Source organism: Actinoalloteichus fjordicus (assembly GCF_001941625.1).
GTDB lineage: Bacteria > Actinomycetota > Actinomycetes > Mycobacteriales > Pseudonocardiaceae > Actinoalloteichus_A > Actinoalloteichus_A fjordicus.
This window is the reverse complement of record NZ_CP016076.1, coordinates 4,653,032-4,675,874: the sequence shown is the minus strand read 5'-3', so window position 1 is coordinate 4,675,874 and position 22,843 is coordinate 4,653,032. Positions and strand designations below refer to the sequence as shown.

At 68.2% G+C, this 22,843-nt stretch carries 26 protein-coding genes; 12 read left to right on the top strand and 14 right to left on the bottom strand.

Features of this window, described 5'->3' with window-relative positions; translation table 11 throughout:
• Nucleotides 1-215: 215 nt before the first annotated feature.
• The 5 genes from UA74_RS32190 to UA74_RS32185 all read right to left on the bottom strand — a co-directional run bounded on the left by UA74_RS32190 (nucleotide 216) and on the right by UA74_RS32185 (nucleotide 1,969).
• Nucleotides 216-395 (bottom strand): hypothetical protein, encoded by a 180-nt coding sequence (locus tag UA74_RS32190; protein ID WP_157434317.1) that lies wholly within the window; start codon nucleotides 393-395, stop codon nucleotides 216-218.
• A gap of 126 nt (nucleotides 396-521) precedes the next feature.
• Nucleotides 522-851 (bottom strand): hypothetical protein, encoded by a 330-nt coding sequence (locus tag UA74_RS19855; RefSeq protein ID WP_157434316.1) that lies wholly within the window; start codon nucleotides 849-851, stop codon nucleotides 522-524.
• A gap of 298 nt (nucleotides 852-1,149) precedes the next feature.
• A complete protein-coding gene (locus UA74_RS19850; protein ID WP_075741605.1) occupies nucleotides 1,150-1,398 on the bottom strand; it encodes a hypothetical protein in 249 nt (82 codons plus the stop codon).
• Complete coding sequence (locus UA74_RS19845; protein WP_075741604.1) at nucleotides 1,395-1,808, bottom strand: hypothetical protein; 414 nt, start codon at nucleotides 1,806-1,808, stop codon at nucleotides 1,395-1,397. Before UA74_RS19845 ends, UA74_RS19850 begins: the two co-directional genes overlap by 4 nt.
• Nucleotides 1,805-1,969: a hypothetical protein gene (locus UA74_RS32185; RefSeq protein WP_157442286.1), complete on the bottom strand. Its 165-nt coding sequence runs from the start codon at nucleotides 1,967-1,969 to the stop codon at nucleotides 1,805-1,807. The genes UA74_RS19845 and UA74_RS32185 overlap by 4 nt, the downstream gene beginning before the upstream one ends.
• A gap of 226 nt (nucleotides 1,970-2,195) precedes the next feature.
• Here UA74_RS32185 and UA74_RS19840 point away from each other — a divergent pair, with 226 nt between their 5' ends.
• From UA74_RS19840 to UA74_RS32175, 6 genes are all read left to right on the top strand, one after another.
• Nucleotides 2,196-3,053: a helix-turn-helix domain-containing protein gene (locus UA74_RS19840; RefSeq protein WP_075765126.1), complete on the top strand. Its 858-nt coding sequence runs from the start codon at nucleotides 2,196-2,198 to the stop codon at nucleotides 3,051-3,053.
• Complete coding sequence (locus UA74_RS19835) at nucleotides 3,050-3,238, top strand: DUF397 domain-containing protein (RefSeq protein ID WP_075741603.1); 189 nt, start codon at nucleotides 3,050-3,052, stop codon at nucleotides 3,236-3,238. The genes UA74_RS19840 and UA74_RS19835 overlap by 4 nt, the downstream gene beginning before the upstream one ends.
• 161 nt (nucleotides 3,239-3,399) lie before the next feature.
• Nucleotides 3,400-4,170 (top strand): hypothetical protein, encoded by a 771-nt coding sequence (locus tag UA74_RS32180; protein ID WP_157442285.1) that lies wholly within the window; start codon nucleotides 3,400-3,402, stop codon nucleotides 4,168-4,170.
• The gene (locus UA74_RS19825; RefSeq protein WP_075741601.1) at nucleotides 4,160-4,504 is read left to right on the top strand and encodes a hypothetical protein; all 345 of its coding nucleotides are present in this window, start codon (nucleotides 4,160-4,162) and stop codon (nucleotides 4,502-4,504) included. The genes UA74_RS32180 and UA74_RS19825 overlap by 11 nt, the downstream gene beginning before the upstream one ends.
• Nucleotides 4,505-4,575: 71 nt before the next feature.
• A complete protein-coding gene (locus tag UA74_RS19820) occupies nucleotides 4,576-4,917 on the top strand; it encodes a hypothetical protein (protein WP_157442284.1) in 342 nt (113 codons plus the stop codon).
• A gap of 2,036 nt (nucleotides 4,918-6,953) precedes the next feature.
• A complete protein-coding gene (locus tag UA74_RS32175; protein ID WP_157442283.1) occupies nucleotides 6,954-7,106 on the top strand; it encodes a hypothetical protein in 153 nt (50 codons plus the stop codon).
• Between the two features lie 19 nt (nucleotides 7,107-7,125).
• Here UA74_RS32175 and UA74_RS19815 read toward each other — a convergent pair whose 3' ends face one another.
• Complete coding sequence (locus UA74_RS19815; protein ID WP_075741599.1) at nucleotides 7,126-7,572, bottom strand: NUDIX domain-containing protein; 447 nt, start codon at nucleotides 7,570-7,572, stop codon at nucleotides 7,126-7,128.
• Between the two features lie 386 nt (nucleotides 7,573-7,958).
• Between UA74_RS19815 and UA74_RS19810 the strand changes: the two genes are divergently transcribed.
• Nucleotides 7,959-9,074 carry a serine hydrolase domain-containing protein gene (locus tag UA74_RS19810; RefSeq protein ID WP_083684099.1) on the top strand — a complete coding sequence of 372 codons (1,116 nt, stop codon included), beginning with the start codon at nucleotides 7,959-7,961 and terminating at the stop codon, nucleotides 9,072-9,074.
• 233 nt (nucleotides 9,075-9,307) lie between these two features.
• Here UA74_RS19810 and UA74_RS19805 read toward each other — a convergent pair whose 3' ends face one another.
• Together UA74_RS19805 and UA74_RS19800 are read right to left on the bottom strand one after the other, a co-directional pair.
• The gene (locus UA74_RS19805; protein WP_075765122.1) at nucleotides 9,308-10,045 is read right to left on the bottom strand and encodes a MerR family transcriptional regulator; all 738 of its coding nucleotides are present in this window, start codon (nucleotides 10,043-10,045) and stop codon (nucleotides 9,308-9,310) included.
• 195 nt (nucleotides 10,046-10,240) lie between these two features.
• On the bottom strand, nucleotides 10,241-11,770 hold the full coding sequence (locus UA74_RS19800) for a 3-hydroxyacyl-CoA dehydrogenase NAD-binding domain-containing protein (protein ID WP_075765120.1): 1,530 nt from the start codon (nucleotides 11,768-11,770) through the stop codon (nucleotides 10,241-10,243).
• A gap of 376 nt (nucleotides 11,771-12,146) precedes the next feature.
• On the opposite strand from UA74_RS19800, the gene UA74_RS19795 reads away from it, so the two are divergent.
• Together UA74_RS19795 and UA74_RS19790 are read left to right on the top strand one after the other, a co-directional pair.
• Complete coding sequence (locus tag UA74_RS19795) at nucleotides 12,147-12,500, top strand: ArsR/SmtB family transcription factor (RefSeq protein ID WP_157442282.1); 354 nt, start codon at nucleotides 12,147-12,149, stop codon at nucleotides 12,498-12,500.
• On the top strand, nucleotides 12,497-12,958 hold the full coding sequence (locus tag UA74_RS19790; RefSeq protein ID WP_075765118.1) for an SRPBCC family protein: 462 nt from the start codon (nucleotides 12,497-12,499) through the stop codon (nucleotides 12,956-12,958). The genes UA74_RS19795 and UA74_RS19790 overlap by 4 nt, the downstream gene beginning before the upstream one ends.
• Before the next feature lie 385 nt (nucleotides 12,959-13,343).
• On the opposite strand, the gene UA74_RS19785 is transcribed toward UA74_RS19790, so the two are convergent.
• Nucleotides 13,344-14,480 carry a serine hydrolase domain-containing protein gene (locus tag UA74_RS19785; RefSeq protein ID WP_075741594.1) on the bottom strand — a complete coding sequence of 379 codons (1,137 nt, stop codon included), beginning with the start codon at nucleotides 14,478-14,480 and terminating at the stop codon, nucleotides 13,344-13,346.
• A 291-nt stretch (nucleotides 14,481-14,771) separates the two neighbouring features.
• Between UA74_RS19785 and UA74_RS19780 the strand changes: the two genes are divergently transcribed.
• The gene (locus tag UA74_RS19780; protein ID WP_075744010.1) at nucleotides 14,772-15,248 is read left to right on the top strand and encodes an SRPBCC domain-containing protein; all 477 of its coding nucleotides are present in this window, start codon (nucleotides 14,772-14,774) and stop codon (nucleotides 15,246-15,248) included.
• A 65-nt stretch (nucleotides 15,249-15,313) separates the two neighbouring features.
• On the opposite strand, the gene UA74_RS19775 is transcribed toward UA74_RS19780, so the two are convergent.
• Nucleotides 15,314-16,591, bottom strand: coding sequence for an acetamidase/formamidase family protein (locus UA74_RS19775; RefSeq protein ID WP_075765116.1), 1,278 nt, complete (start codon nucleotides 16,589-16,591; stop codon nucleotides 15,314-15,316).
• A gap of 770 nt (nucleotides 16,592-17,361) precedes the next feature.
• Between UA74_RS19775 and UA74_RS19770 the strand changes: the two genes are divergently transcribed.
• Complete coding sequence (locus UA74_RS19770; protein WP_232237342.1) at nucleotides 17,362-18,114, top strand: S1 family peptidase; 753 nt, start codon at nucleotides 17,362-17,364, stop codon at nucleotides 18,112-18,114.
• 50 nt (nucleotides 18,115-18,164) lie between these two features.
• On the top strand, nucleotides 18,165-18,941 hold the full coding sequence (locus UA74_RS19765; RefSeq protein WP_083683375.1) for an alpha/beta fold hydrolase: 777 nt from the start codon (nucleotides 18,165-18,167) through the stop codon (nucleotides 18,939-18,941).
• Between the two features lie 168 nt (nucleotides 18,942-19,109).
• On the opposite strand, the gene UA74_RS19760 is transcribed toward UA74_RS19765, so the two are convergent.
• The 4 genes from UA74_RS19760 to UA74_RS19745 form a co-directional block, all read right to left on the bottom strand.
• Nucleotides 19,110-19,454 carry a hypothetical protein gene (locus tag UA74_RS19760; RefSeq protein WP_075741591.1) on the bottom strand — a complete coding sequence of 115 codons (345 nt, stop codon included), beginning with the start codon at nucleotides 19,452-19,454 and terminating at the stop codon, nucleotides 19,110-19,112.
• Nucleotides 19,455-19,460: 6 nt separating this feature from the next.
• Nucleotides 19,461-20,237 carry a hypothetical protein gene (locus tag UA74_RS31030; RefSeq protein WP_083683374.1) on the bottom strand — a complete coding sequence of 259 codons (777 nt, stop codon included), beginning with the start codon at nucleotides 20,235-20,237 and terminating at the stop codon, nucleotides 19,461-19,463.
• A 157-nt stretch (nucleotides 20,238-20,394) separates the two neighbouring features.
• Entirely contained in the window at nucleotides 20,395-21,648 is a 1,254-nt protein-coding gene (locus UA74_RS19750) for an MFS transporter (protein WP_075741590.1), read from the bottom strand.
• Nucleotides 21,641-22,828 carry a cytochrome P450 family protein gene (locus UA74_RS19745; RefSeq protein ID WP_075741589.1) on the bottom strand — a complete coding sequence of 396 codons (1,188 nt, stop codon included), beginning with the start codon at nucleotides 22,826-22,828 and terminating at the stop codon, nucleotides 21,641-21,643. The genes UA74_RS19750 and UA74_RS19745 overlap by 8 nt, the downstream gene beginning before the upstream one ends.
• Nucleotides 22,829-22,843 lie beyond the last annotated feature (15 nt).

Here is a 22,843-nt window from a genome sequence, read left to right as displayed (position 1 = left end):
GGTCGGGTTCTCGGTCGTCGAGGTCGGGTCGCGGAACCTGATGTCGATACGACATGCGGATGTCCTGAGGTGTCGGGGAATGAAAAGGTTCCGGTGGCCCGGCGGCGGGTGCGGGCAGCGTGATCCCGCAGCCGAGCGGCCGCCGGGTGTCCACTGGGGTTGATGACGGTGCGGATTCGGTGCGGAATGACCGGTAGGTGCTGCTGTCGAGCAGATCAGGCTTCCGGGTGGTGATCCGTCTTCTGATTGCGGGGCGTCTCGTGTTCCTTCTCGTGTTCGAGACTTTCCGCGACGGTCTTGTCTTCTCGCGGGCAGAAATAGCAGGTTCGTGATCGGCGATTGAAGGCTTCTTGTTCGGTCTCGTCCGGGCGCTTCTTCATCCAGGGTTTCAACATGGCGGGTCTCCAGCGGCGACGTGTCGGGTTGCGGGGTGGAACACGGGGCGGTCGTGCGGTGCGACACCGCGATCGACAGCGTTGCGACGGCGCGGGCAGCACTCCGAGGTGACGGACGCGAGGTCGTCAGCGGATGTCGGGTCCGGTCAGGTGGGCGACGGCGCGGGCGGCAGCGGTGGCGAGGGCGCTGCGGGGCACCACGGTGAGGCGGTGCAGGACGAGGCGATCGGCGGTGAGGGTCACGGTGGCCTGCGGGCCGAGGACCCTCACCCGCAGCACGCAGGTGCGCAGCGACCGGCCGACCACGCCGAACTCGATGGCCGCCGCCGGGCGTTCGGTGGTCACCGTGCTCAGCAGCAGGCCCGTCGATCGGGCGCTCAGCGCGGCGAATCCGCGACCCTGACAGGCCAACGACACCGAGCGGCTCGCCCGGTCGGCGACCAGGACCAGCGTCATCGGTTGTCCGGATGCCGCCCGTGCGGGCACGCCCGCGACGCAGGAGGCCGTCATGACTTGCCGCCGACCGGCCACAATGGACGGCCGAGATACGGCCGGACCCGCGCGGCGTGCAGGTGGCGCACGGCGCCGATCGGCCACCACTGCATCGGCGGCGCCGACGTCCGAAGCGGTGACGACGTCCGGGTCGGACTCGATGCCGTCCCGATGACACGAAGGCGAGGTGCCTGCGCGACCACCCGCAGTCGCGGGGCACGGCCCGACACCAGCCGCAGCCACGGGCGTCGCCTGCCGCCGATCACCGGGTCACCACCAGCGACCGGATGGCGCGGGGGTGGTGCACGGGGGCGAGGCAGTCGGGACAGGTCTGCCAGTCGAAGAAGCAGGACTCCAAGGGCCGCCGGTTCAGCGGGTGGAAGACGGCGTCGGGGGCGCAGCGAGGCGCGACCTGCGGCGCGGGCAGGTTCGCCGCGCTGCACAGGTGGGTGTCGCCGACGGAGACCGACCGGACGAACCACGGGCCCGACGGCGAGCGCGGCTCGGTCATGACGCCTCCATTCCGGCCAAGGCCTCCCGCGTGTCCAGCTCGGTGAATGCCCGGCGCAGCGCCGCGATCAGCGTCGGCACGTCGGCCGAGGCGATCCACCACCGGGCCACCAGGTCGACGCCCCGGAGCCGCAGCACGGCGAGTTCGATGCCCGTGGCCTGCCGCTCCAGCCGCATCCGGCGCGGTTCGCCGTCCTGTATGGCGGGCACCTCCAGGAACCGGCCCCGCCCCAGCGTGTCGAGCAGATCCGTCATGTCGGTCCTGGCCGACTCGACCCGTACCGCCTCGGCGGAGCCGGTACGGCCGCCCACCACCGCGATCCGTTCCCCGGCGACCTCGATGGACAGCGCGACGACGTGCCGCCCGAGGTAACTGAGCCACTCCGCCGACACGGAGTCCGCCGCGTTCACGGCGAGACCCGCAGATGCCGAGGAAGCGTGCCGATCAGCGGCGGGCAGGGCGGCGCCGGCCGATAGGGGACGGGCGCGCGCCGGGCCGGGGCCGAAGTGGACGGTGTCGAGTCGGCGGCCTGCCGGATCGCCTCGGCGGTGATGGCCTGCATCTCGGCCATGCGACGGCGAGAGGGCGGGCGGCGGCGGTTCGTCCAGGTGCGGTTGCACCAGCGATGGAGCGCCACGCCTCCTGCGCAGAGCGCGGCCCCAGCAATGATCAACGGGTGGTCCACAGTGACCTCCTCAGATGGCGGGATAGTGTTAGGCCTAACGGTAGGGTGCAGTGTTAGGCCTAACAAGCAACATCCGCCAATCGAGTGATCGAGCTGTGGTTATGCTCTGGTCATGGCTAGACCACGCAGCGGACGACTTCGCACGCCGGGTGCCCGATCGCTGGGCAATGCGCTTCGCTCGGCGAGGAAGGCTGCGGGTCTGTCCACCCGAGAACTCGGTCGGAGACTCGACCGGAGTGCGCCGTGGGTCCTGACGCTGGAGCGCGGAGAACTCCTGATCACGCCGGATGTGGTCTCAGCGGCCGCTGTCGCGATTGGACTGCCGCATGCCGAACGCGAGCGCTTGGTCGAGCGGGCGCGAGATCTGGGCGCTTCACCGTTCACTCCCGGAACAGATCTACCAGATCAGCTTTCGACGCTGATCGGGTACGAGCGTGAGGCCACAGCGATCACCGAGCTGTCTCGGGTGGTCCCTGGTTTGCTCCAGACCCGCGACTACGCCCGAGCCATGGTCGAATCATCGGGCCCCGGTCGATACGATGTGGAAGAGCTTGTCGAGGCTCGGTTGGCCCGGCAGGGCGTACTCGGTTCTTCGACGTCGGACGTGCCCGCTTACACGGCCTTCATGGATGAATCGGCACTGCAACGGCCAGTGGGTTCACCCGATGTGATGGCGGCTCAACTTCGTCGACTTTCTGAGACCCGTCCGAGAGTCACGATTCGGGTGATTCCAGTCTCCGCAGGTCCCTACGTCAGCATGGTGTCGAGTTTCAGCCATTTCTCGTTTCCCGATGCAGACCCAGTCGTCTATCTGGAGCACTTCGCTACTGGAACCTACCTCGACAAGCCTAGGGACACCGACCCCTACGGGCCTGTACTAGCTAGTCTTCACGATGTGGCGCTGCCTTCGGACAAGTCCGCAGAGGTCATCGCACACCACCAACAGCAGCACGAGAGGCAGGCGGGATGACCATGTTCACCGGATGGCGGAAGGCGACGGCCAGCGGCGGGCAGGGCGGCTGCGTCGAGATCGGTGCTGCCCCCGGCTTAGTCGGCATCCGGGACACCAAGAACCGCGACGGCGGCACGCTCGTCGTCGGGCGGACGGCGTTCAATGCGTTCCTGGGCCGAGTGAAGGAAGATCGACTCGGCTGAGCTGGTCGCCCCTATCGTGGTGTGTGTTCCGAGCACGCACCAGGTGTCCCGGCTCTTCTGCGGTCGGGACGCCGGGTCCGTGATCGCGCTCCGTGGTCTAGGCCGGATGGCGCTGTGCCATCATGGATCGAGCACGGAGGGTGAGGAGGTGGATCTTGTCAGTGACCGATGTGGTCGAGCGCCTCAGGATCGCCAATGCAAAACTGGACGAGGCGCGGGCAGCGGCAGCGCGGGCGATAGTGGCGCTTTCCGATGGAGCCGAGATTTTCGATGCCGTGACCAGAACGTCGGTCTGGCCTCAAGTGGCGGCTGCCCGTCAGTGCGCGGCCGACGCTGCTGAGGACGTGCGACTCGGGGTTGAGTCGATGAACGGTGCTCAGGGCTTCATCAATACTTACTGTATCGGCATTGCCGGATACGGACTCGGTGACTCGATGGCACTAGACGCCGAAGATGCGATCACGCCTGGTGCGGCTGAGCGTCTCGCACACGACGACATCGACAGGGAATCCTTCTCCGATGAAGAATGGATAGCCAGGGTACGTCGAAGCTATCCCGATGTGGACCCATCCGCCGTGGTGCGAATCAGTCGCGACCGTGATGGCCGACCTGTCCGATTGGAAGACAAGACTGATCGAGAGGGCGTCGGTCACATACTGGGAAAGTCGCGGATCGGCGACTTTGAAGCGATGGGAGTACCTGCCGAGCGGGTCGTCGATCTGATCTTCGCTGCGCTCGCCTATGGAAAAATCGTCGGGTATGTCGCTACCGATCGGCCCGTGTATGAGTTGGAATTCGATGGTCGAATCCATAGGGTGGCTATCACGGTGATTAACGGTGCTATCGTGGGAGCCAACCCGGTTCCCGTGAGGCGAAAGATTCGCCCGAACCGGTATCGTTTCGACTCGCCAAGGAGGCGACATGGCCGTTGATGTGTCCATCGTAGTCGGGTGGGAAGAGGACTTTCTTTTCTACGACAGTGGAGTGGAGGACGAAGCCTACTGTCACCCTTTGGACGAGGCGCGGGATTTCCTAGGGATCAGTGGTGACCTGCTGCGAGAGCTGGAAACTTGGGATGCGACGTTTCAATCCATCCTGGACCGTACGGACCTGGATGCTTCGGGATTCTCCACTCCAGAAGCCGAGCACGCCTGGTTTGAGCGAGGAAAGGAGCTGGCTGCCCGGATGAAACGAGAGTGCCCGAGCGTTGCGAGCGTCGATTACCAGGCAGACGGCAGTATTCCGGCGGGCACGTGTGTTTTCTGAACGTGTCCATAGCTCAATCGGCCGGGCAAGAATCCGGAGCTGTGATCGGTCAGTCGGGATCGACTCTGTGGTTGAGGGATAAGTTTACCCGAGTCGGTGCAATGGTTCGAGGGAAAATTGATCGTGATGGGGTGCTCTCTTCAAGGAAGGCGTTCATGGGTCAGGGAGGCGAACCTGTGAACCTCGCCATCCTTACGGGGTACACGATGCCGCCGATGTACTTCGACGCCAGGGATGGTGAGTACTACAATCGAACCGTCGATGAGGCGGCTGATTTTTTCGGCCTCAGTAGGGAGCTGGCCCGAGAGCTTAATGATTGGAATAGGGAGTACCAGAAAACCTTCAATATCGATGTTCCGCAGGATTCAAAATTCGAATCCGAAGAATTGTTTGTCGACTGCATGTTCTTCTGACCTCCCGGCGGCCACCTTGGACCTCGGGCCGTAGCGCGGTCGGTGGTTCCCGGGAGCCGAAGGATTTGCCGGAACCGCTATCGTTTCGACTTGCTGGGGAGGCGACATGGCAGTTGATGTTTCTATCGTAGTCGGGTGGGAAGAGGATTTCCTCTTCTATGACAGCGGTGTGGAGGGCGAATCGTACTGTCATCCGTTGGAGGAGGCGCGGGAATTCCTGGGAATCAGTGGTGACCTGGTGGCGAGAGCTGGCAGCGTGGGACTCGATGGTTCAGGACATTCTCCGACCGTACGGACGTGCGTGCCTCGGGGTTTTCCACTCCGGAGGCCGAACGCATCTGGTTCGAGCGCGGGAAGGAACCGGCTGCCCGGATGAAGCGAGAGTGTTCGAGCATTGCGAGCGTCGATTATCAGGCGGACGGCAGCATTTCGGTTGGCACGTGTGTTCTCTGAAACAGATCCAGATTTCACGGCTGAAATGCCCCCTATCCTGCCGGCTGGGCTGCTGCTCTCTAGGACTTACTGAAGTCTTCCGGACCCGGCTTGGATATTACTGAGGCTTCTGAGTCATGCTCGATGGAAAACGGATGCGGTCGAACAGTGTCCAGCGGTCATATATGACGCTATCTGTTATGCTTAATGCAACGTATGGAAGTGAAACTGGCGGCGTTGTGAATTCCGTGACAGTGCAGGGCGGAGTCTGGTGGGTTTTCCGGGAATCTCCCTGCGGGGTCGCAGCCATTGCTATCGTTACGGCAGGGGCTGCTTCCTGGATTTTTCCGGAGAAATCTTTCGTTTTAAGCGTGGCGTCCAAGGAGGATGCTAGTGTCTTCCTCAGGTTGGTTATCGCTAAGGGGTCTTTCAGGATTGCCGCCACCGATCGTGTCGTATGTCGCAATTCTTTGAATTGAACAATCGGGTGCTCCGTGTAGTTTTCCGATATTACGAATCGGACCGTGTCCATGATTCTGATAAGATTGTGATGGCAAAGTCCGGAATTGTCTGATATCTCAAGTAGGGGAAGGTGCAAGTGGGCGGGATCGAATAAATCCAGGTCAGCTGAGTTTCGAATATCGTGAAGGTGCTTCGCTATTGAAGGATAAAAATTTTCACTGTCCGATAGCGGAAAATGGAGGATGTAAGAACGACTTGTCATGTGTTACCTCGGTGGGTCGATGGTGGTAGTCGGCGCAGCTTCCATGATACACGCCTTGGTGGCAGAGGTGATCTCCTGCCACCAAGGCGACGATGCTCAATCGCAGCAGGGCGAGGCTTATCTCGCCTCAATCGGGTCCAAGATGTAGAGGCCGACGGACGTTCCCCAGGAGACACATTCCCAGCGATCCCGACTCCGTTTGCCTCACCAACAGCCCCGTGCGTTGCGCAGGCCTCAATCGATGGCCAGATGGAGTGTAGTGTCCTTAAGGGTACTACTAAATCGGATTCATCCGTTGCGTATTCAGCCTGGACTGTGGCTGTGGATTCTGTGATGACAGGGGTCGGCTGAGATCCCAGAACCGTTGGCTGGGGGCTGGCTGACGCGCTGGTGATCCCTAAACCAAGCAGTGAGGCAAGGAGCAGTGTCAGGATGGTAATGGTCCTGCCGATGGTTGAACGAATTCTCGGTTCCAATGTCTCTCCTCGTCGGATTGATATATGACGATACGGCGACTTGCTTGCTTCGGCGCCGCATCCAGGGTCTATTGAGACAATATCTTCAGCGACGATGAGCTCGACAGCCATATGGGTGACAAGAGGGAATAGTGACGGGAGTCACGTTGATTATCTGTCGCATGGAGTAGAGGTTTAGGCCATTTGCCCCAATGGCAGAATCTGGAAGTGTCTGCTAGCTTAACTGGGTTGACGAACCATCTATACCCCTGCGGGAAGTGCTGCGCCGTGCAACCGCTCGAAACTCCCCGCACCGCACTCAGCACGAAGTCTTCAACAGTCCGTGCAGCTTCCCTATTCGGCACCTCGCACTGCAGAATCAGAACTCCGCCAAGTTCCAAGCCATCTACAACGCAGCCGACCCCATGGGGTCGGAGTTCCCGTCCCGTGAGGAAGCGCAGGCATGGGTGGATCGCGGCAAGGAGTTGGCCGCTCGGATGAGTCGGGAGTGTCCGAGGGTTGCCAGTGTCGACTATCAGGCCGACGGCAGTATCCCGCAGGGCACCCGCGTGTTCTGACCAGGGCTCATCGTGCGGACTACGACAGATCCTGCCTCCGGTAGGTCGCGAAGACGCCCTTGACCGCTTCGGTGACCGGCAGGTCGCCATCGATGAGTACCCACCGATGATCGTCGTGTTCGGTCAGCTCCACCGGCGTGGTTGCCTTGACCGTGACGGCGAAGTTGAACTGGCGGCTCGGCTTGCCGCTGCCTGAGGTGTAGTCGAAGTGGCCGAGGTATCGGTCGATGCTGGTGACGTCGAGCCCGGTCTCTTCCTGCACCTCGCGGGTGAGCGCGTCGTCGAGTGCTTCGCCGGGATCGACCTTGCCGCCGGGCAGCTCGTAGATGCCGCCCATGAAGTCGTCCTGCGGCCTGCGCAGCACCAGTGCCTTCTTACCGTCGACGACGGCGCCGACCACGAGTTGGAGGATGCCATCGGCTGCGGCCTGATCGGTCAGCTCGGTGACGAGTGCGGTATCGATCACTGAATTATTCCTTCAGTTCGTGGTGACGAGCGACCACCTTACGGACGCCGTCGATGTACTGCTTGACGAGTGTGCCACCTCAACCTGGCGCCATACCGGCATGGTGAGGGCGGGATCGCCAACCGTCTTGTAAAGCCGATAAGCGGGCGGTCGATCGGCGGAGAAATGCCGGTAATCCCGTTGTGTGCATCCGTCCGGGGAATCCCGACAGCAGCTGACCACAGTGGCCTGCAAGGTTCCAAAAGTCCGACCTCTCCGGCGTTTCCACTGGTCAGGGCCACCGGTCATCAATGACCGCCCGATGACCGCTCAATGATCTCCTCGGTGAACGGCGTCGTCGATACCGTGGCCTGACCGAATTGATCATTCATCAGGAGGCGAAGAGCGTGACGACGAATCGACGGGCACTCATCGGAGTCGCGGGCGCGTTGACGCTCGTGCTCAGTGCGACCGGGTTATCGCCCGCAGCCGTGGCGCAGGACGAGCACGCGGCGACTCAGGAGGCGCTCAACCAGTACCAGGCGGTGGGCGGGCCGGGCGCGGCCGTCTATGCGGGCGATGCCGACTCGGCGTGGACGCTGACCGCAGGAACGGCGAGGTTCGGGCAGCAGCAGCCGATCACGGCGAACGACCACTTCCGGCACGGGAGCCAGACGAAGACGTTCACGGCGGCGGTGATCATGCAGCTGGTCGACGAGGGGCTGATCGCGCTGGACACGCCGATCGAGACCTACCTGCCCGGCGTGGTGACCGGCAATTACGACGGCAACGTCATCACGACGCGGCAGCTTCTCCTGCACACGAGTGGCATGGTGCGGGATGTCCGCGACGCGCAGCAGGCCCCGGACGGCACGTACGAGCTGGCGGAGCTGGTCCGCTCCGCGATGGACGAGCCTCCGCAGGGCGCAACCGGCGAAGGGGTGCACTACTCCAACGTCAACTACCTGGTGCTCGCTCTGCTGATTGAGCAGGTCACCGGCGATTCCATCGGCGATGCGGTCACCGAACGGATCATCGAACCGCTCGGGCTCGAGGGTACGTCGTTCCCGGCTTGGGGAGACCGTGCGCTGCGGGCACCGTTCGTGCCCGGGTACGCCATCGTTCGGATTCCGCCGCTCGTGTTCTGGACGGAGACCACGACATCGGTCGAGCTGTCGATCTGGGCCGGTTCAGCCGGGATGGAGTCCACGCTCGAGGATTCGGCGACGTTCTTCCGGGCGCTGCTCGACGGGGACGTGGTCTCGGAGAGCGCCCTGGCGGAGATGCGGGACAGCGTGCCGTACCTGAACGGCTACGGCATGGGCCTCGGTCTCAACGAACGGGAGCTCTCCTGCGGTGGCACTGCCTGGTTCAAGCACGGCGCCCTGGGGACCGGGCACACGTCCGTGACGGCGGCGACCGACGACGGCCGGTTCGCCTCGCTGGTCACGAACACCTTCGTGACCAGCGAGGTTGCGACGACGAGGGCCGACGCGGTCTTGGACGCGGCGCTCTGCGACTGATCGGCACGGGCAGGCGCGGATCGCGCCTGTCCCCGGTTCCCACTCGGCCGGGTGGGACCAGCGCACCGTCGCGGTAGACGGGTCGGTGCGCGGCTCGGCAGGCGGGCCGAGGCTCGCGGCGGTTCAGGGGGTGTGCCGCGAGCCTCGGCCCGTCGGCGGGATCTCCGTCCACGACGTCGGTGCAGCGCCTGCCCGGCATCGACATCGGACGGGACACGGTCCGGGGGGATCCGTCAGCGTCGTCCGCCCGCCTGCTCGGTCGTCTGCTGGTCCTGTCGCGCCTCGTCGAGCATGGTCAGGTAGCCGTCGAGCCTGCCTGCGCCTGCGAGCAGGGTGCGGCTGCGCCTGGTCAGCCGGTCCGCCCAGGAGCGCAGGAACGCCGCGAACGCCTCTGCTCCGCCCGCCTCGCGGAGCGAATCGAGGAACTGCGCGACCTGTTCCAGCCGGTAGCCGCCCCGGCGCAGCTGCCGGGCGATCTCGGCGTCGCGCACGCAGTCGGGGCCGTACCGACGGTAGCCCGTCGCCCGGTCGCGTTCGGGGTGCAGGATGCCCTCGGTCTCCCAGGTGCGCAGCGTCGCCGGGTGCAGGTCGAGCCTGCGGGCGAGTTCGCCCACGGTCAGCGATCGGCCGTTGATCGGCCGGGGTGTCGTGGTGGCCAGGCTGTCCAGGGACGCCGCGACCTCGGCGCGGGTGTCGCGTTCCGCGAGGAGTGCGACGTGCGCGGCGTCGATGAGGCGATAGGCGGACTCGGTGTCGCCTCGGTGGATCGCCCGCATGATCTCCAGCGCCTGCTGATGCCCGTGGCCGCTGCGCAACGCGAGGAAGGCGCGCAGCGCCTGCGCATGCCGGGGCGTGTAGCGCCGGTAGCCGGTCTTGCTGCGCTCGGTCGGCGGGAGTGCGCCCGCGTCGTCGTAGTTGCGGATCGCCTGCGCGGACAATCCGTGCTCCCTGGCGAGGTCGATCGGTCGCAAGCGTTCCCTCCGATTGAGGCTTCAGCCCTGCCCGACAGGAAGAACTTTAGGAAAGCCTCATGGGACTGTTCAACGATACTGTCGAGTCCGGCTCATTCGGGAAGGGCTGACCTTGACCACTGCCGCATCCCGGCGCACCCTCGCCCGGCCCGACGCCTCGCCACGATCGATGACTGGTCATGCCCCAGGCCGCGTCTACCGCGCCCCGAAGGGCGGCGCCGTCAGCGAGAGGCCGAGCTGGGCTCGTTCCCGCACCCACCGCGTCGGCCGGTAACGCGGATCGCCGGTGCTCGCCAGCAGCGCCTCCTGCAAGGCGAGCAGCCTGCCTGCACCGATGCGGTCGCCCCAGGCCAGCGGGCCGTGCGGATAGCCGAGCGCGGTGGTGACCGCCAGGTCGACGTCGTCCGGGGCGGCGAGGCCGCGTTCGGCGATGGAGGCCCCGACGCCGATGATCGAGGTGAGCAGACGTTGCGGGACCGAACCTGCGGTGTCGCGCACCACCGACACCGCTCGTGGTTCGCCGCCCTCCCGGCCGCCCGCCAGCACGGCACGGGCGTCGGCGACCGCAGCCGGTGACACGGCGGGCGTCGCGGCGAGCACGACGCGCCGGGTGTCGAGTGAGAGAGGGCAGACGCCGACGGTCCGATCGGCGGGCAGGCCCTGCTCGTGGACGGCGGCGGCGACGGCCGTCCCCCAGGTGGGGACGAGGAGCACCGGACTCGCATCACCCTCGACGTCGTCCTCGCCGAGCATCCCGCCCGCCGCGAGCACCGCCCGCCGCACCGCATCCACATCGGATGGACCAGCATCGACGACCCACATCGGGCGGCCGGGATCGCCGGTGATCGGCGGTTCGGCGGCGGGCGGCGCAGCGTCGGGGGAGTGGTCGTAGTAGCCGCGGCCGGTCTTCCGGCCGAGCAGGCCCGCTGCCACCCGGTTGGGCGTGAGGAACGACGGCCGCAGCCGATCGGAGTGTCGGAACCCCGTCCACACCGAGTCGATCACCGCAGCGGAGACGTCCAGGCCGGTCAGGTCGGTCAGCTCGAACGGGCCCATGCGCAGGCCCAGCACGTCGCGGGCGATGCGGTCGAGGTCGGGCACCTCGACCACCGACTCCTCCAACAGTGCCAGCGCCTCGGTGATCAGCCCGCGGCCGGCGTGGTTCACCAGGAATCCGGGGGTGTCGGCGACGACGACCGCTCGGTGACCCGTGGTGCGCACCAGGTCGACGAGCAGCGCGGGGATCTCGGGCCGGGTCAGCCTGCCCGGCACGATCTCGACGATCCGCATCAGCGGCACGGGATTGAAGAAGTGCAGACCGGCCAGCCGGGTCGGATCGGCCAGGGTGGCGGCGAGCTGGGTGATCGGGATCGAGGAGGTGTTCGTGGCGAAGACCGTCGAGGCGGGCAGCACCTCGGCCAGCCTGGTGAAGACCTCGGACTTGACGGCGAGATCCTCCCGGACCGCCTCGACGACCAGCTCCACGTCGCGGCCCGCCGCCCACGGCGAGTCCAGCGGGAACAGCCGGGACCGCGCCGCCGCAGCCTCGTCAGCGGTGAGTCTGCCCTTGTCCTCGGCCCGCCGCAGCATCGATTCGACGAACGCCACGGCCTCGTCGACCGACTCCGGCCGGGCGTCGGCCAGCTCGACGGTGTGTCCTGCGGTGACGGCCCACTGCGCGATGCCTCGGCCCATCACGCCTGCCCCGACGATCCTGATGTACACGGCGGTCTGATCCTCTCCGGCGGGCGATGGTGCTCGAAGGACACTCTGACGGGGTCGCGGCCTGCTGACCAGTCCGAGCCGGAATCCGCGGCGACGATGCCGCAATCGGCCGCCGACCGGTGTCGGTCGCAGCGGCCGGAAGCGGCCGGTAGGGCCGAGGTCTGAGAAGGCGACGGGCGCGTGGGTCTCGGCCGGGCACTGTCGTGGAGTGCAGGGCGAGGCTCGGCGGGTGCGGCCCCGGGGCGGCGGTCGGCAGTCCGGCACGGACCTCGATCCCGCTGCCTGCGGCTCCCGGCAGGCGGCTCGCGGGCGCCACGCGGAGGAGATACTTAGGCAGGATGGGGACTGTCGAGGGGTGCGGCCTATGGTTAAGCACATGCTTCACGGTTCCGGCTCGCTGGACAGGGTGTTCCAGGCGCTGTCGGACCCGACCCGGCGCAGCATCGTCGAGCGGCTGCGGCGCGGGCCTGCGTCGGTCGGGGATCTCGCCCGGCCGTTCGAGCTGTCGCTGCCCGCCGTGATGCAGCATCTTCAGGTGCTCGTGGACAGCGGGCTGGTCAGCACCGAGAAGATCGGCCGCGTTCGCACCTGCCGCATCGAGGCCGCCGGCCTTCGGCTGGCGGAGGACTGGCTCGGGCAGCAGCGTACGGGGTGGGAACGTCGTCTCGATCGCCTCGACGAGAGCCTGCGCGACGAGGGCGACCATGCCACCGAGGGAGGCCAGCCATGACTGATCGATCGGTCATCCATGCCAGCTTCAGCATCGAGCGCGACTATCCGGTGTCGCCTGCTCGGGTGTTCGCCGCGTGGGCCGATCCGGCCGCCAAGGCGCGCTGGTTCGCAGGCGCCGAGGCCGAGCACCACGAACTCGACTTCCGACACGGCGGGTCGGAGATCAACCGAGGCCGCCGGGCAGGCGGCCCCCTGCTGACCTTCGAATCTCGCTATCACGACATCGTCGAGGGGGAGCGGATCGTCTACAGCTCCGTGCTGTCCGTCGAGGAGAACCCGGTGACGGCCTCCCTGACCACCGTGCAGTTCCGGCCCGAAGGCCGGGGGACCCGGCTGCTGCTCACCGAACAGGGCACCTTTCTGGACGGTCACGAGGACCCGGCCTGGCGCGAGGAGGGCACCGGAAGCTGGCTCGCCGCGCTGGCGGTCGAACTCGGAGTGCCCGCCGCGCGGTGACCGCGACGCGGACCGGTGCGGGTCCGAACCGGCTGCGGCGGTACCGCAGCCCGCTTCCCTCAGCCAGTCGACTCGGCGTCATCGCGGATGGACAGGCAGCGGGATCATGGATCGTCGAGTGCGGAGAACGGGCAGCCGCCACGGAGGATGACGGTCATTGGGGCTGCCCAGATCACGTGTGTCGGTTCTGTTCGATCCTTGGCCGACGCCGTAAGAGCCTGTCTTTAATCCCCACTTTCGGAGTTGCGCGGGGCCAGCGCGGCGATCTGCGGCGTTGTCGCCAGTCAACATCACTTTCGTTATGCCTCCTTCCTCCGCCTGGCAGCTCAGCCACGCTGACCCCCGCTCACGACTCCAGGGGGTCAACGACAGGCTCTAAGGCCCGTCAGGCGGCGCTCGCCGCGTAGACCGCCTCGACCAGGGCGGCGGTGCGCGGGTCCATGCCGGGCGGGCCGGGCACGAGGCGGGTGGTCGCGTAGCCGAAGGCCAGCCGCCGGTCCGGATCGGCGAACGCGGCCGTCCCGCCCGCACCGCCGTGTCCGAAGGCCCGGACGCCGTCCGGCGTCCCCATCGGCGGGGAGACCTCGAAGCCTCGGCCGAAGACCTGACTGATCGTCATGGCGGGGCTGGACAGGACCAGATCGGCGCCGTCGGTCTCCGGCCGGAGAACGTCGGCGATCGTGGCGGGCGTGAAGATGTCGAGCAGGAGGCGGTAGAGGCGCGACAGGCCGCGCCCGTTCGCGACCCCGCCCGAGGCGCCCAGTTCGGCGGCGCGGTAGCGGCGGTCGGCCGAGGCCTGCACGACGTCGTCCGGCACGGCGCCGCCGAGGGTGAACGCGTCGAGGTGGTGCGGGCCGAAGAAGGACGACAGGTCGATCGAGGCCGGGTCCGTTCCCGGCGGAAGCGGCGGCTCCTCGGCCACCACCCCGGCGACTCTCGGCTCCTCGTCCTGGGGAAGGCCGATCCAGAAGTCGGCGCCCGCGGGTCCGGCGAGCTCCTCGCGGAAGAACGTCCCCAGCGGGCGGCCGTCCACCCGGCGCACCAGCTCGCCGACCAGCCAGCCGAAGCTCTGCGCGTGGTATCCGTAGGCGGTGCCCGGCTCCCAGGCAGGCGTCTGCGCCGCCAGCGCGGCGGCCACGGTGTCCCACTCGGCGAGGTCGTCCATCGTCAGGCGCTCCCTCGGCGCGAGCACCCCCGCCTGATGGCTGAGGACCCAGCGGACCAGCGTCGACTCCTTGCCCCGGACGCCGTACGCGGGCCAGTAGTCGGCCACGCGGGCGTCAAGGTCGAGCAGGCCGCGCTGGACGAGGAGGTTCGCACAGGCGGCGGTGGCGCCCTTGGTGGCCGAGAAGACGACCTCGATCGCCGTCGCCGCGCCGCTCCACAGATCCACCACCGGTTCGCCTGCCACGTGGACGCACACCTGCGCGGTCTCCGGGCCGTCGGCCGACAGCGACTGCTCGAATACCTCGGCCACGCGTTCGTACCCGGCCGCGACGGTTCCCTCGACAGAAGACGTCATCGGACCACTCTGGCAGGCAGGGCCGATGATCGTGCCGCGACGCGGCGGGCGAACCACCTGATGGTGCCGGTGTCGCCTCGCCCGGCTGCCGCGTCGCCTCGGGAACGATGACTTTCAAGGCCGCCCCCGGCGGCCCCGGCAGGCCTCCCGGTGCGAGCACCGCCGGGCGGGTGCGGACGGCAGACCACCGCTGGAGGACCCGTGCTGCGGCCCGGTCCTCGGGCGGCGCCGTCGATCGCATCTCCCGGACCGGGCCCGGTCGTGCCGGACGAGCGGAAGGGGACGGACACCGTGACACAGGCGGAGATCATCATCGCGCCGGGACGGCAGGACATCATCATGACCCGCTTCTTCGACGCCCCGCCCGAGGCGGTGTTCCGGGGGGTCACCGATCCGACGCTCGTGCCCCGCTGGTGGAGCGGTGGTCGGTTCGCCACCGAGGTCGAGACGCTGGAGATCCGGCCCGGTGGACTCTGGCGTTACATCGTGCGTGACCCGGACAGCGCGGGCGAGTTCGTCTTCCGGGGTGTCTGCCACGCCGTCGACGCCCCGAGACGCCTGGTGCAGACCTGCGAGATGGAGGGGATGCCCGCAGCCGTGCAACTCGGCGTCTTCACCTTCGACGCTGCCGACGGCGGCACCGCCTACCGCGAGGTCTCGGTCTTCTCCTCCGTCGAGCAACGGGACGCCTGGGTGCAGCCCGGGATGGCGGAGACGATGAGCGCGGGCATGGACCTGCTCGCCGAGATCGCCCGCGAGGCCCGCTGAGCCCGAAGCGCGCGAGAAGGGCGGGCCTGCCCGGCGGACGTCGTCGGGCAGGCCCGGCCGGGGAGTCAGTCGAAGTCCGCCTTGCGGATCAGGCCGTGGACGCCGGTGGTGCGGTCCACCACCTGGGAGATCGCGAAGTCCGACGCCGCACTGAGATAGGCGTACGCCACCGGGCCCGCCATGCCGAGATCCTCGGTGAGGAACTGCATCGCATGGCGGACGGCGGTGCGCATCGCGGCGTCGAGCCCGCCGTCCGCACCGCCCTCGGCGTCGCTGAGGCCGAGGGGAATCCAGTGGTCCGCCGTCTCCGCGAACGGGTACCCGAACGCGGCCTTCGGGGCCGGTCCGCCCGGCGACACGGCCGTCAGGCGCAGCGTCGCGCGCAGTGAACCCTCCATCGCGGTGAGCGCCACCTCGCCGTCGCCCTGCGCCATGTGCGGGTCGCCGGTGAAGAACATCCCGCCCGCCACCTGCACCGGGAGGTAGAGGGTGCTGCCGACGCCGAGCAGGCTGACGTCGATGTTGCCGCCCGCATCGGTCGGCGGCACCGAGTCGACGACGTCCCCGGTGTCCCGAGCCACCCCCATCACCCCGAGGAACGGACGCAGCGGGAACCGGGCAGACACCGGTCCGGGCAGCGCGCCGACCAGGCCCTTCCCTCGGCGCTCCGCGCGCACGAAGATGCTGATCTCGCCGCCCTGATTGAAATAGCGGCGCAGGGCAGGGTCGCCGACCCAGGCCTCCGGGTACTCGCCGGGCAGCGCGCCGCGACCATGGCGATTGGAGATCACCCCGTAGGGCACCCGCAGTCGCAGGTCCAGCACCTCCACCTTCAACACCTGGCCGGGTTCCGCGCCGCGCACGGCGACGGGTCCGGTGATCACGTGCGGCCCCGGACCGTCCTGCGGGGTCCGGCGGGCGATCTCCACCGCGTCCCGCAGCACCTCCCGCGACGACACACCGAACTCGCCGAAGTAGCCGCGCGGGTCCCGGCCCTGGTCCGCCAGGATGCCCTCGTGGGAGATGGTGTCCACCGTGACCACGGAACCGGAGTCGATCGTGGCGACCGGTGCGGTCGCGCGGTTGGGCAGTCGTCCCCAGAGGACGGAGTCCGCGTCGGCGGGGACGTAGGTGCCCTGGTGGCGTCCGCCGGGCTGGAGGATCGTCAGATCCGACCGGGCGGCGTCGGGCCCGGCGGGGTCGCCGGGCGTGGCGAGTGCCGCCGGGCTCGCCAGCGACGCACCCGCGCCCGCCGCCAGACCAGCGGTGGCCAGGAAGAAGGTCCGCCGTCCCAGGCCGTCGCGCAGTGTTCGGTCCGCCCGCGCACCCTCGATCCGCGACATGAGTACACCTGCCCTCTCGTCGACTTGCGACGGAGGTGCCCGCCGCGACGGCATGGCATCACTCGCTCGTGTCGACCGTGTTGCCGCCGGAAGACCTCCCGATGGCTTCTGCGCCGATCGGGAGACCTCCGGGTGCCGCACGGTGGGCTGGACCTGTTCTTCGGCGCGAATCGGCGCCTGACCCGCCCACGGTGCGACGGGATACCACGGGATGATCTCGCGACGGGCGGGGAAAATGTCCGTTGACTAGTGTCGAGGTGGCCGCCGCCTTCGGGGGAGGGCGATCGTGGGACGTTCCGAACTGCGCCATCCTTGTCTCCTCGGGAGGAATCGGATCGGTCCAGGTCGGCGCCGTCGACGATGTGCGGGCAGCAGCGGACAGACCGATGTGGAGAATGCCTGCTCGCCCGGTGGAGAACAGTGACCGGTGTTCTTCGTCGGACGCGGTTTCGCCGAAGACCGGCCATTCGGCGAACCCACGTTAACCGGGATGCGAACGAATCGGATCGTTCGTGCGCGGAGGTCCGCAATCGCGAAGAAGCCGTTCCTACCAAGGGGCCAGCGGCCGCGCGAATCCCTTCGATACTCGACCGGACCGGCGTGCTGTCCGGTGCGGCGCCCGGCCTACGCGACGCCGTGGGAAAGGCGCATCGGGAAGGGCCGTTCGGCGGTGCCTCACCGTCTTGTCGCGTTTTACGTTCGATTCCAACGAATCGGCCTGCCGTCGGGACGCGGGCCGAGGGCCGCTCTCGTCGAGAAGGAGACCAGCAGTGGGTCGAACGAGCACACGACGGCAGGCCGGACTGATCGCGGCGCTGTGCGCCGGGGTCATGATGGCGGCGAGCGCGGCGACGGCCTGGGCGGGGCCGACGACGGCCGCCCCGAGCCCGGCGAGCCCGCCGCCCGCCGAGACGTTGATCGTCGGGGGCGAGGACGCCGACCAGGTCTACTCGTTCATGGTCTCGCCGACGGCGGGCGGCAGCCCCTACTGCGGCGGCACGTTGATCGCGCCGACGTGGGTCGTCACCGCCGAGCACTGCCTCGGACCCATCGACGGGGTGCGGGTCGGCTCGCTGAGCAACACCAGCGGCGGCGAGACGGCGGCGGTCGTTCGCAAGATCCCCAATCCGCAGGCCGACATCGCGCTGTTGGAACTCGACCGGGCCGTCTCGGCCGCGCCGATCGCCCCCGCCACCTCCGCAGGCCCCGTGGGCACGCCGCTGCGGCTGCTGGGCTGGGGCGCGACCTGTTCCCCGGAGAGCTGCCCGCCGCCGCCCGTCCTCCAGCAGCTCGACACTTCCATCGTCGGCTTCAACGGGTACTACCTCAGAATCGACAATCCCGGCGGGAACAGCGGCGCCTGCTTCGGCGACTCGGGCGGACCCGCGATCCGTGCCGTGGGCGGCGGTTGGGAACTGGTCGGCGTGACCAGCAGCGGCCCCGGCGTGTGCGGCACCGCGCCCTCCAATTACACCGACGTCGCGCAGTTCCGCGACTGGATCGCGGGCCATGTCGGAGGCTGACTCCCGCCTGCCGACAGCCGTCGCCTTCGTCGGCGTGATTGCATGACCCGGTGCGACACGCGAACGGAGTCGACGGCTGTCGGATCGCCTTCCAGGTCCAGGGCGACGGGCCGCCGCTGGTCCTGCTGACCGGGCAGGCCAACAATCACCACTGGTGGGACGGCGTCCGAGACGACTTCCACACCGCCAGACAGACGATCACTTTGGACTACCGGGGAACCGGTGACAGCGACGCGCCCGACCACCGCTACAGCACCCAGGGCTTCGCCGAGGACGTGATCGCCGTGCTCGACGCGCTGGCGGTCGAGCGCGCCGACGTCTACGGCACCTCGATGGGCGGCCGGGTCGCCCAGTGGGTCGCGGCCCGGCATCCCGACCGGGTGCGACGGCTCGTCCTGGGCTGCACCTCGCCGGGCGGGGCGCACAGCCTCGAACGGGACGCGGCCGTCCACGCGGGCCTGACCGACCCCGACCCGGCGAAGGCCCGCCGTTTCCTGCTGGAGCTGATGTACACCCCGGCGTGGCTGGCGGCGCATCCCGGCCCGTACACGGTGCTCGGCGATCCGGACATGTCCGCGCGGGCGAAGAAGCGGCATTTCGTGGCCAGCGCCGATCATGACGCCTGGGACGCGCTGACCGAGATCGTCGCGCCGACGCTGGTCGTGCACGGGGATCAGGACGTCTTCAACCCGGCGGCCAACGCGCCGCTGCTCGCCGAGCGCATCCCGGGCGCCGAGCTGCGGATGATCGAGAGTGCTCGGCACGCCTACTTCGACGAGTTCCGGGCCGTGGCGAGCCCGCTGGTGCTCGAGTTCCTCCAGCGCTGAGGCGTGCGGGGGCGGCGTCGGGGGGGGGGCTCGAACTCGGCCTGAGCGCACCGCCGCCGAGGGATCGGCGTGCTGGTCGACCTGTACCGCTGTCGGGGGACGGGGCGCGTCCTGCCAGTACCAAGGCGGGAGCGCCAAGGCGGCAACCGCCTACGCGAGGACACGGCCCTAGAAGACGCAGGTGCCCTCCGGGATGTTGCCCCAGGCCAGGTAGTCCACGCTGGCGACCATCGGAGACTCCCGCTTCAGTCGCGCCGACAACTCCTTGCCTCGCTCGATCCAGTCGCGCTCGGCCTCGGCCGTGGCGAAGCCGGACTTTCGATCGTCTATCGGGTTATAGGTGGCCTGGTATTCCGCGTCCCAGGCTTCGAGGTCTCGAACGAGGTCTGCATTGAGATCAAGGAATTCTGTGGCCTCCTCGACGTCGTGGTTGAGTGTGTCGTCCTCGTACCCGCTTTCGTAGTAGAAATAATTCTCCTGCCATCCTACGAGGATGGCGACGTCAACGGTCATCTCAGCTCACTTTCGATGCAGAGCACGGCGGATCTTCTGTTTACGGGAGACGGGGTTGGCGCCGTATATCTTCCCCTCTGACGTGGTGCTGATTGCGACTCGACGCCGCTCGCCGAGGTACTCCACCTCATATACCGGGCGGTCGGTTCCGCAGTGACCGACCACGGTACCGCGTCGGATGGCCGCGAAGAGCAGGTTCTCGATCTCCTCCCGCGGGATGTGCACCCCTTCGAAGTCTCGGACACGCTTCGGCAGGAGAATATGTCTCATCCCGGTCTTGTCGTTGCCGTTCTCGATCCAGGTGATCCGTCCGTCGTCGAGGCGTTCCGCTCGCACGACGTCGTCAGGATTGACCGCTGACCCTCGCCGTCGGAGTTCGGCGATTTCCTCGGCGTAGCGGATCTGCGGGTCGGTGTGCTCGTCGGCCGTCGGCGGCGGTCCAGTGGACGGCGGTGGTCGGGTGGTCGTGTCGTCGGTGGACGGTGCCACCAGCGGCGGCCCGCCGGCGTCGCCGATGCCGGGTCCGGCGAGGTGGTGGCAGTAGCCGTCGATGATCTCCTGTGCTCCGCCGAGGAGATCATGTGCGGTGCGGACGTCCTCGCCGGAGGCACGGGCCAGGTGGTTGATCTGTTCGACCTCGGGCTGTGTCGAGCCGAGGGTGGCGGCGGCGAACACGTCTGCGCCGTCGGTGATCGCGGCGTCGGCCGAGCGGGCGGCTTGGCGGGCTTGGGTGAGCAGGGCGTGTGCCTGGCGGAGCTGGGCGATCACCTCGGTGACCGACAATGCTCGACTCCTTACTGTTCGTGTTCGATGCATGGTGCCGCAGGGCGGTGTGGAGCGTGCGGACGCCCCCGCGCGCGAGCACGGGCAGCCACGCTGGATCGGCTCCGCCCCGCCGTGGCCCTCCCCGAGCGCACCGCAAGCGGTCTCCGGCTCGCCGTCACCGGCCGGTGATCTCCCGGCGGGACAGACCGAAGGAGAACGCGCCGAGCAGCAGCACTCCGGTGATCACGAAGATGCTCGTGGTGCCGAAACGCTCGACGACGAACCCGGACACCGCCACCGACACCGGGAACAGGCCGAGCCCGCAGAACAGCACCGCCGCCATCACCCGGCCCAGCAACGGGGCCGGCGTGCCGTGCTGGATCACGGTCACGATCATGACGTTGGTGACGGTGCTCGCCGCCCCCGCGACGAACAGCACCGCGAGCGCGCCGAACAGCCCGACGAAGGGCACCGCGAACACCGAGACGGCCAGCACCAGCCCCGAGATCATCGCCACCCGGCCGCGACGACGCAGGCCGGTGACGCCCGCCGCGAGCAGCCCGCCCGCCAGACAGCCGCCGGTGAAGGACGCCAGCAGCCCGCCGAGGCCGACGGCGCCCGCGCCGAGTTCCCCCTCCGCCAGGGACGGCAGCCCCACCCGGGACATGCCGCCCATGGTCAGATTCGCGGCGGCGGTCACCACCAGGACGTCGCGGAGCAGCCGCGACTCCCGCAGCAGCCCAAGGAATCCGCCGTCCGTCGAGGATCGCGCGGTGGCGGGGGCGGCGCCGCGCAGGGCGCTGCCGACGGCCGCGAGGAACGCCGCCGACACCGCGAAGGTCGCCGCGTCCACGGCCAGCGCCGAGGCCGGATCGAGCACCAGGACCACCAGCCCGGCGATGCCGGGACCGGCGAGCCCGGCCGCGAAGGTGGCGGTGCTGAGCAGCGCCATGCCCGACTGCAACTGCTCCGGCGGTAGCAGCCGAGGGGTGATCGCCCAGGCCGCGGGCTGGAACAGCCCGGCGAACAGGCCGGTCGCCGCCGCCAGCGCGCTGATGAGGCCGAAGCCGCCGACGTCCAGCGCGGCGATCACGGCCAGCGCCGCAGTCAGGGTCGTCCGCCCGAGATCCGACACCATCATGACGCGCCAGGCACCGAACCGGTCGGTGCACACCCCGCCCAGCGGCGTGGTGATCAGCCGGCAGAGCCCGTAGGCGGCGACGATGAGGCCCAGCTCGGCCGCGTCGCCGCCCCGTTGATACACCAGCCAGGGCAGCGCGACGAAGTGGAACGCGTTGCCGAACTCCGAGGCGGCCTGGGCGACGAACAGCAGGCGATAGCCCCGGACCCGCAGCGGCGCGACGCTCATCCGCAGCCGGAAGCCCCGGCGGGTGCCCTCCTGTTCGGCGACCGGCGGCTGCTCAGCCATGCAGGGCCGCCCGCAGCGTCTCCAGGCCCCGCAGCATGATCGTGTTCCGCCAGGTCAGCTCGCGCTCGTCGGCGGCGAGAGCCAGCTTGGGGAACCGGGTCAGCAGACCGGTCATCGCCACCTCGGCCTCCAGCTTGCCGAGGAAGGAGCCGAGACAGCGATGGATGCCGTGGCCGAACGCCAGGTGTCCCGCGTCCCCCCGGTTCAGGATCAGCCGGTCGGGCTCGGGGAAGCGCTCCGGATCGCGGTTGGCGCTGCCGAGGGAGAGGAGTACCAGCTCGTCCGGCGGGATGCGCACGCCGTCGACGTCGACCTCCTCGGTGGTGAAGCGCAGCGTCGCCATTCGCACCGGCGAGTCGAAGCGCAGGAACTCCTCCACGGCCGTGGGCATCTCGGCGGGGTTCGCTCGCAGCCAGGCCGCCTGATCGGGATTGCGCAACAGCGCCAGCGCCGCCGTGCTGATCAGGTTCACTGTGGTCTCATGGCCGCCGATGAGCAGCAGGAAGACCATCGACACGACCTCGGTGACGGTGAGTCGGTCCGCCTCGCTGGCGTGCAGCAGGTCGGTCAGCATGTCCTCGCCGGGCTCGACGCGCCGCCGGTCCAGCTGCTCGGTCAGGTACGCGGTCATCTCCGCCATGGCTCTGGCGAAGTCGCCGTCGGAGCCGTGGGTCAGGATCGCCGTCGACCACTCGCGATAGACGTAGCGGTCCTCGGTGGGGAAGCCGAGCAGCTCGCAGATGATCCCGATCGGCAGCGGGAACGCGAAGTCGTGCACCAGGTCCACCGTGTCGCGGTCGGCCAGGTCGTCGAGGATGCCGGTGGCGATGCGTTCGACGGTGGGGCGCATCGCCGCCTGCCTGCGCGGGGTGAAGGCGCCCTGGATGAGCCCGCGCAGCCGGGTGTGGTCGGGCGGGTCGCTGTTGAGCATGTGCACGACGTCTGTGCCGAGTTCGAGGCCTGCGACCCGGCTGTCGGCCAGCCGCTGCGCCCGCCGCACGTCCTGGCCGAAACGCCGATCGACCAGCGCGGCTCGCACGTCTCGGTAGCGCGGGATCAGCCACAGCGGCACGCCGCCCTCGCTGTTGAGGATCGACACCGGAGACGCCGCCCGCAGCCGGGCGAGCGTCGGATACGGGTCGGTGACGAACGAAGGCGTGGCCTGTTCCGTGCTCGACATGGGCCTCTTCTCCCG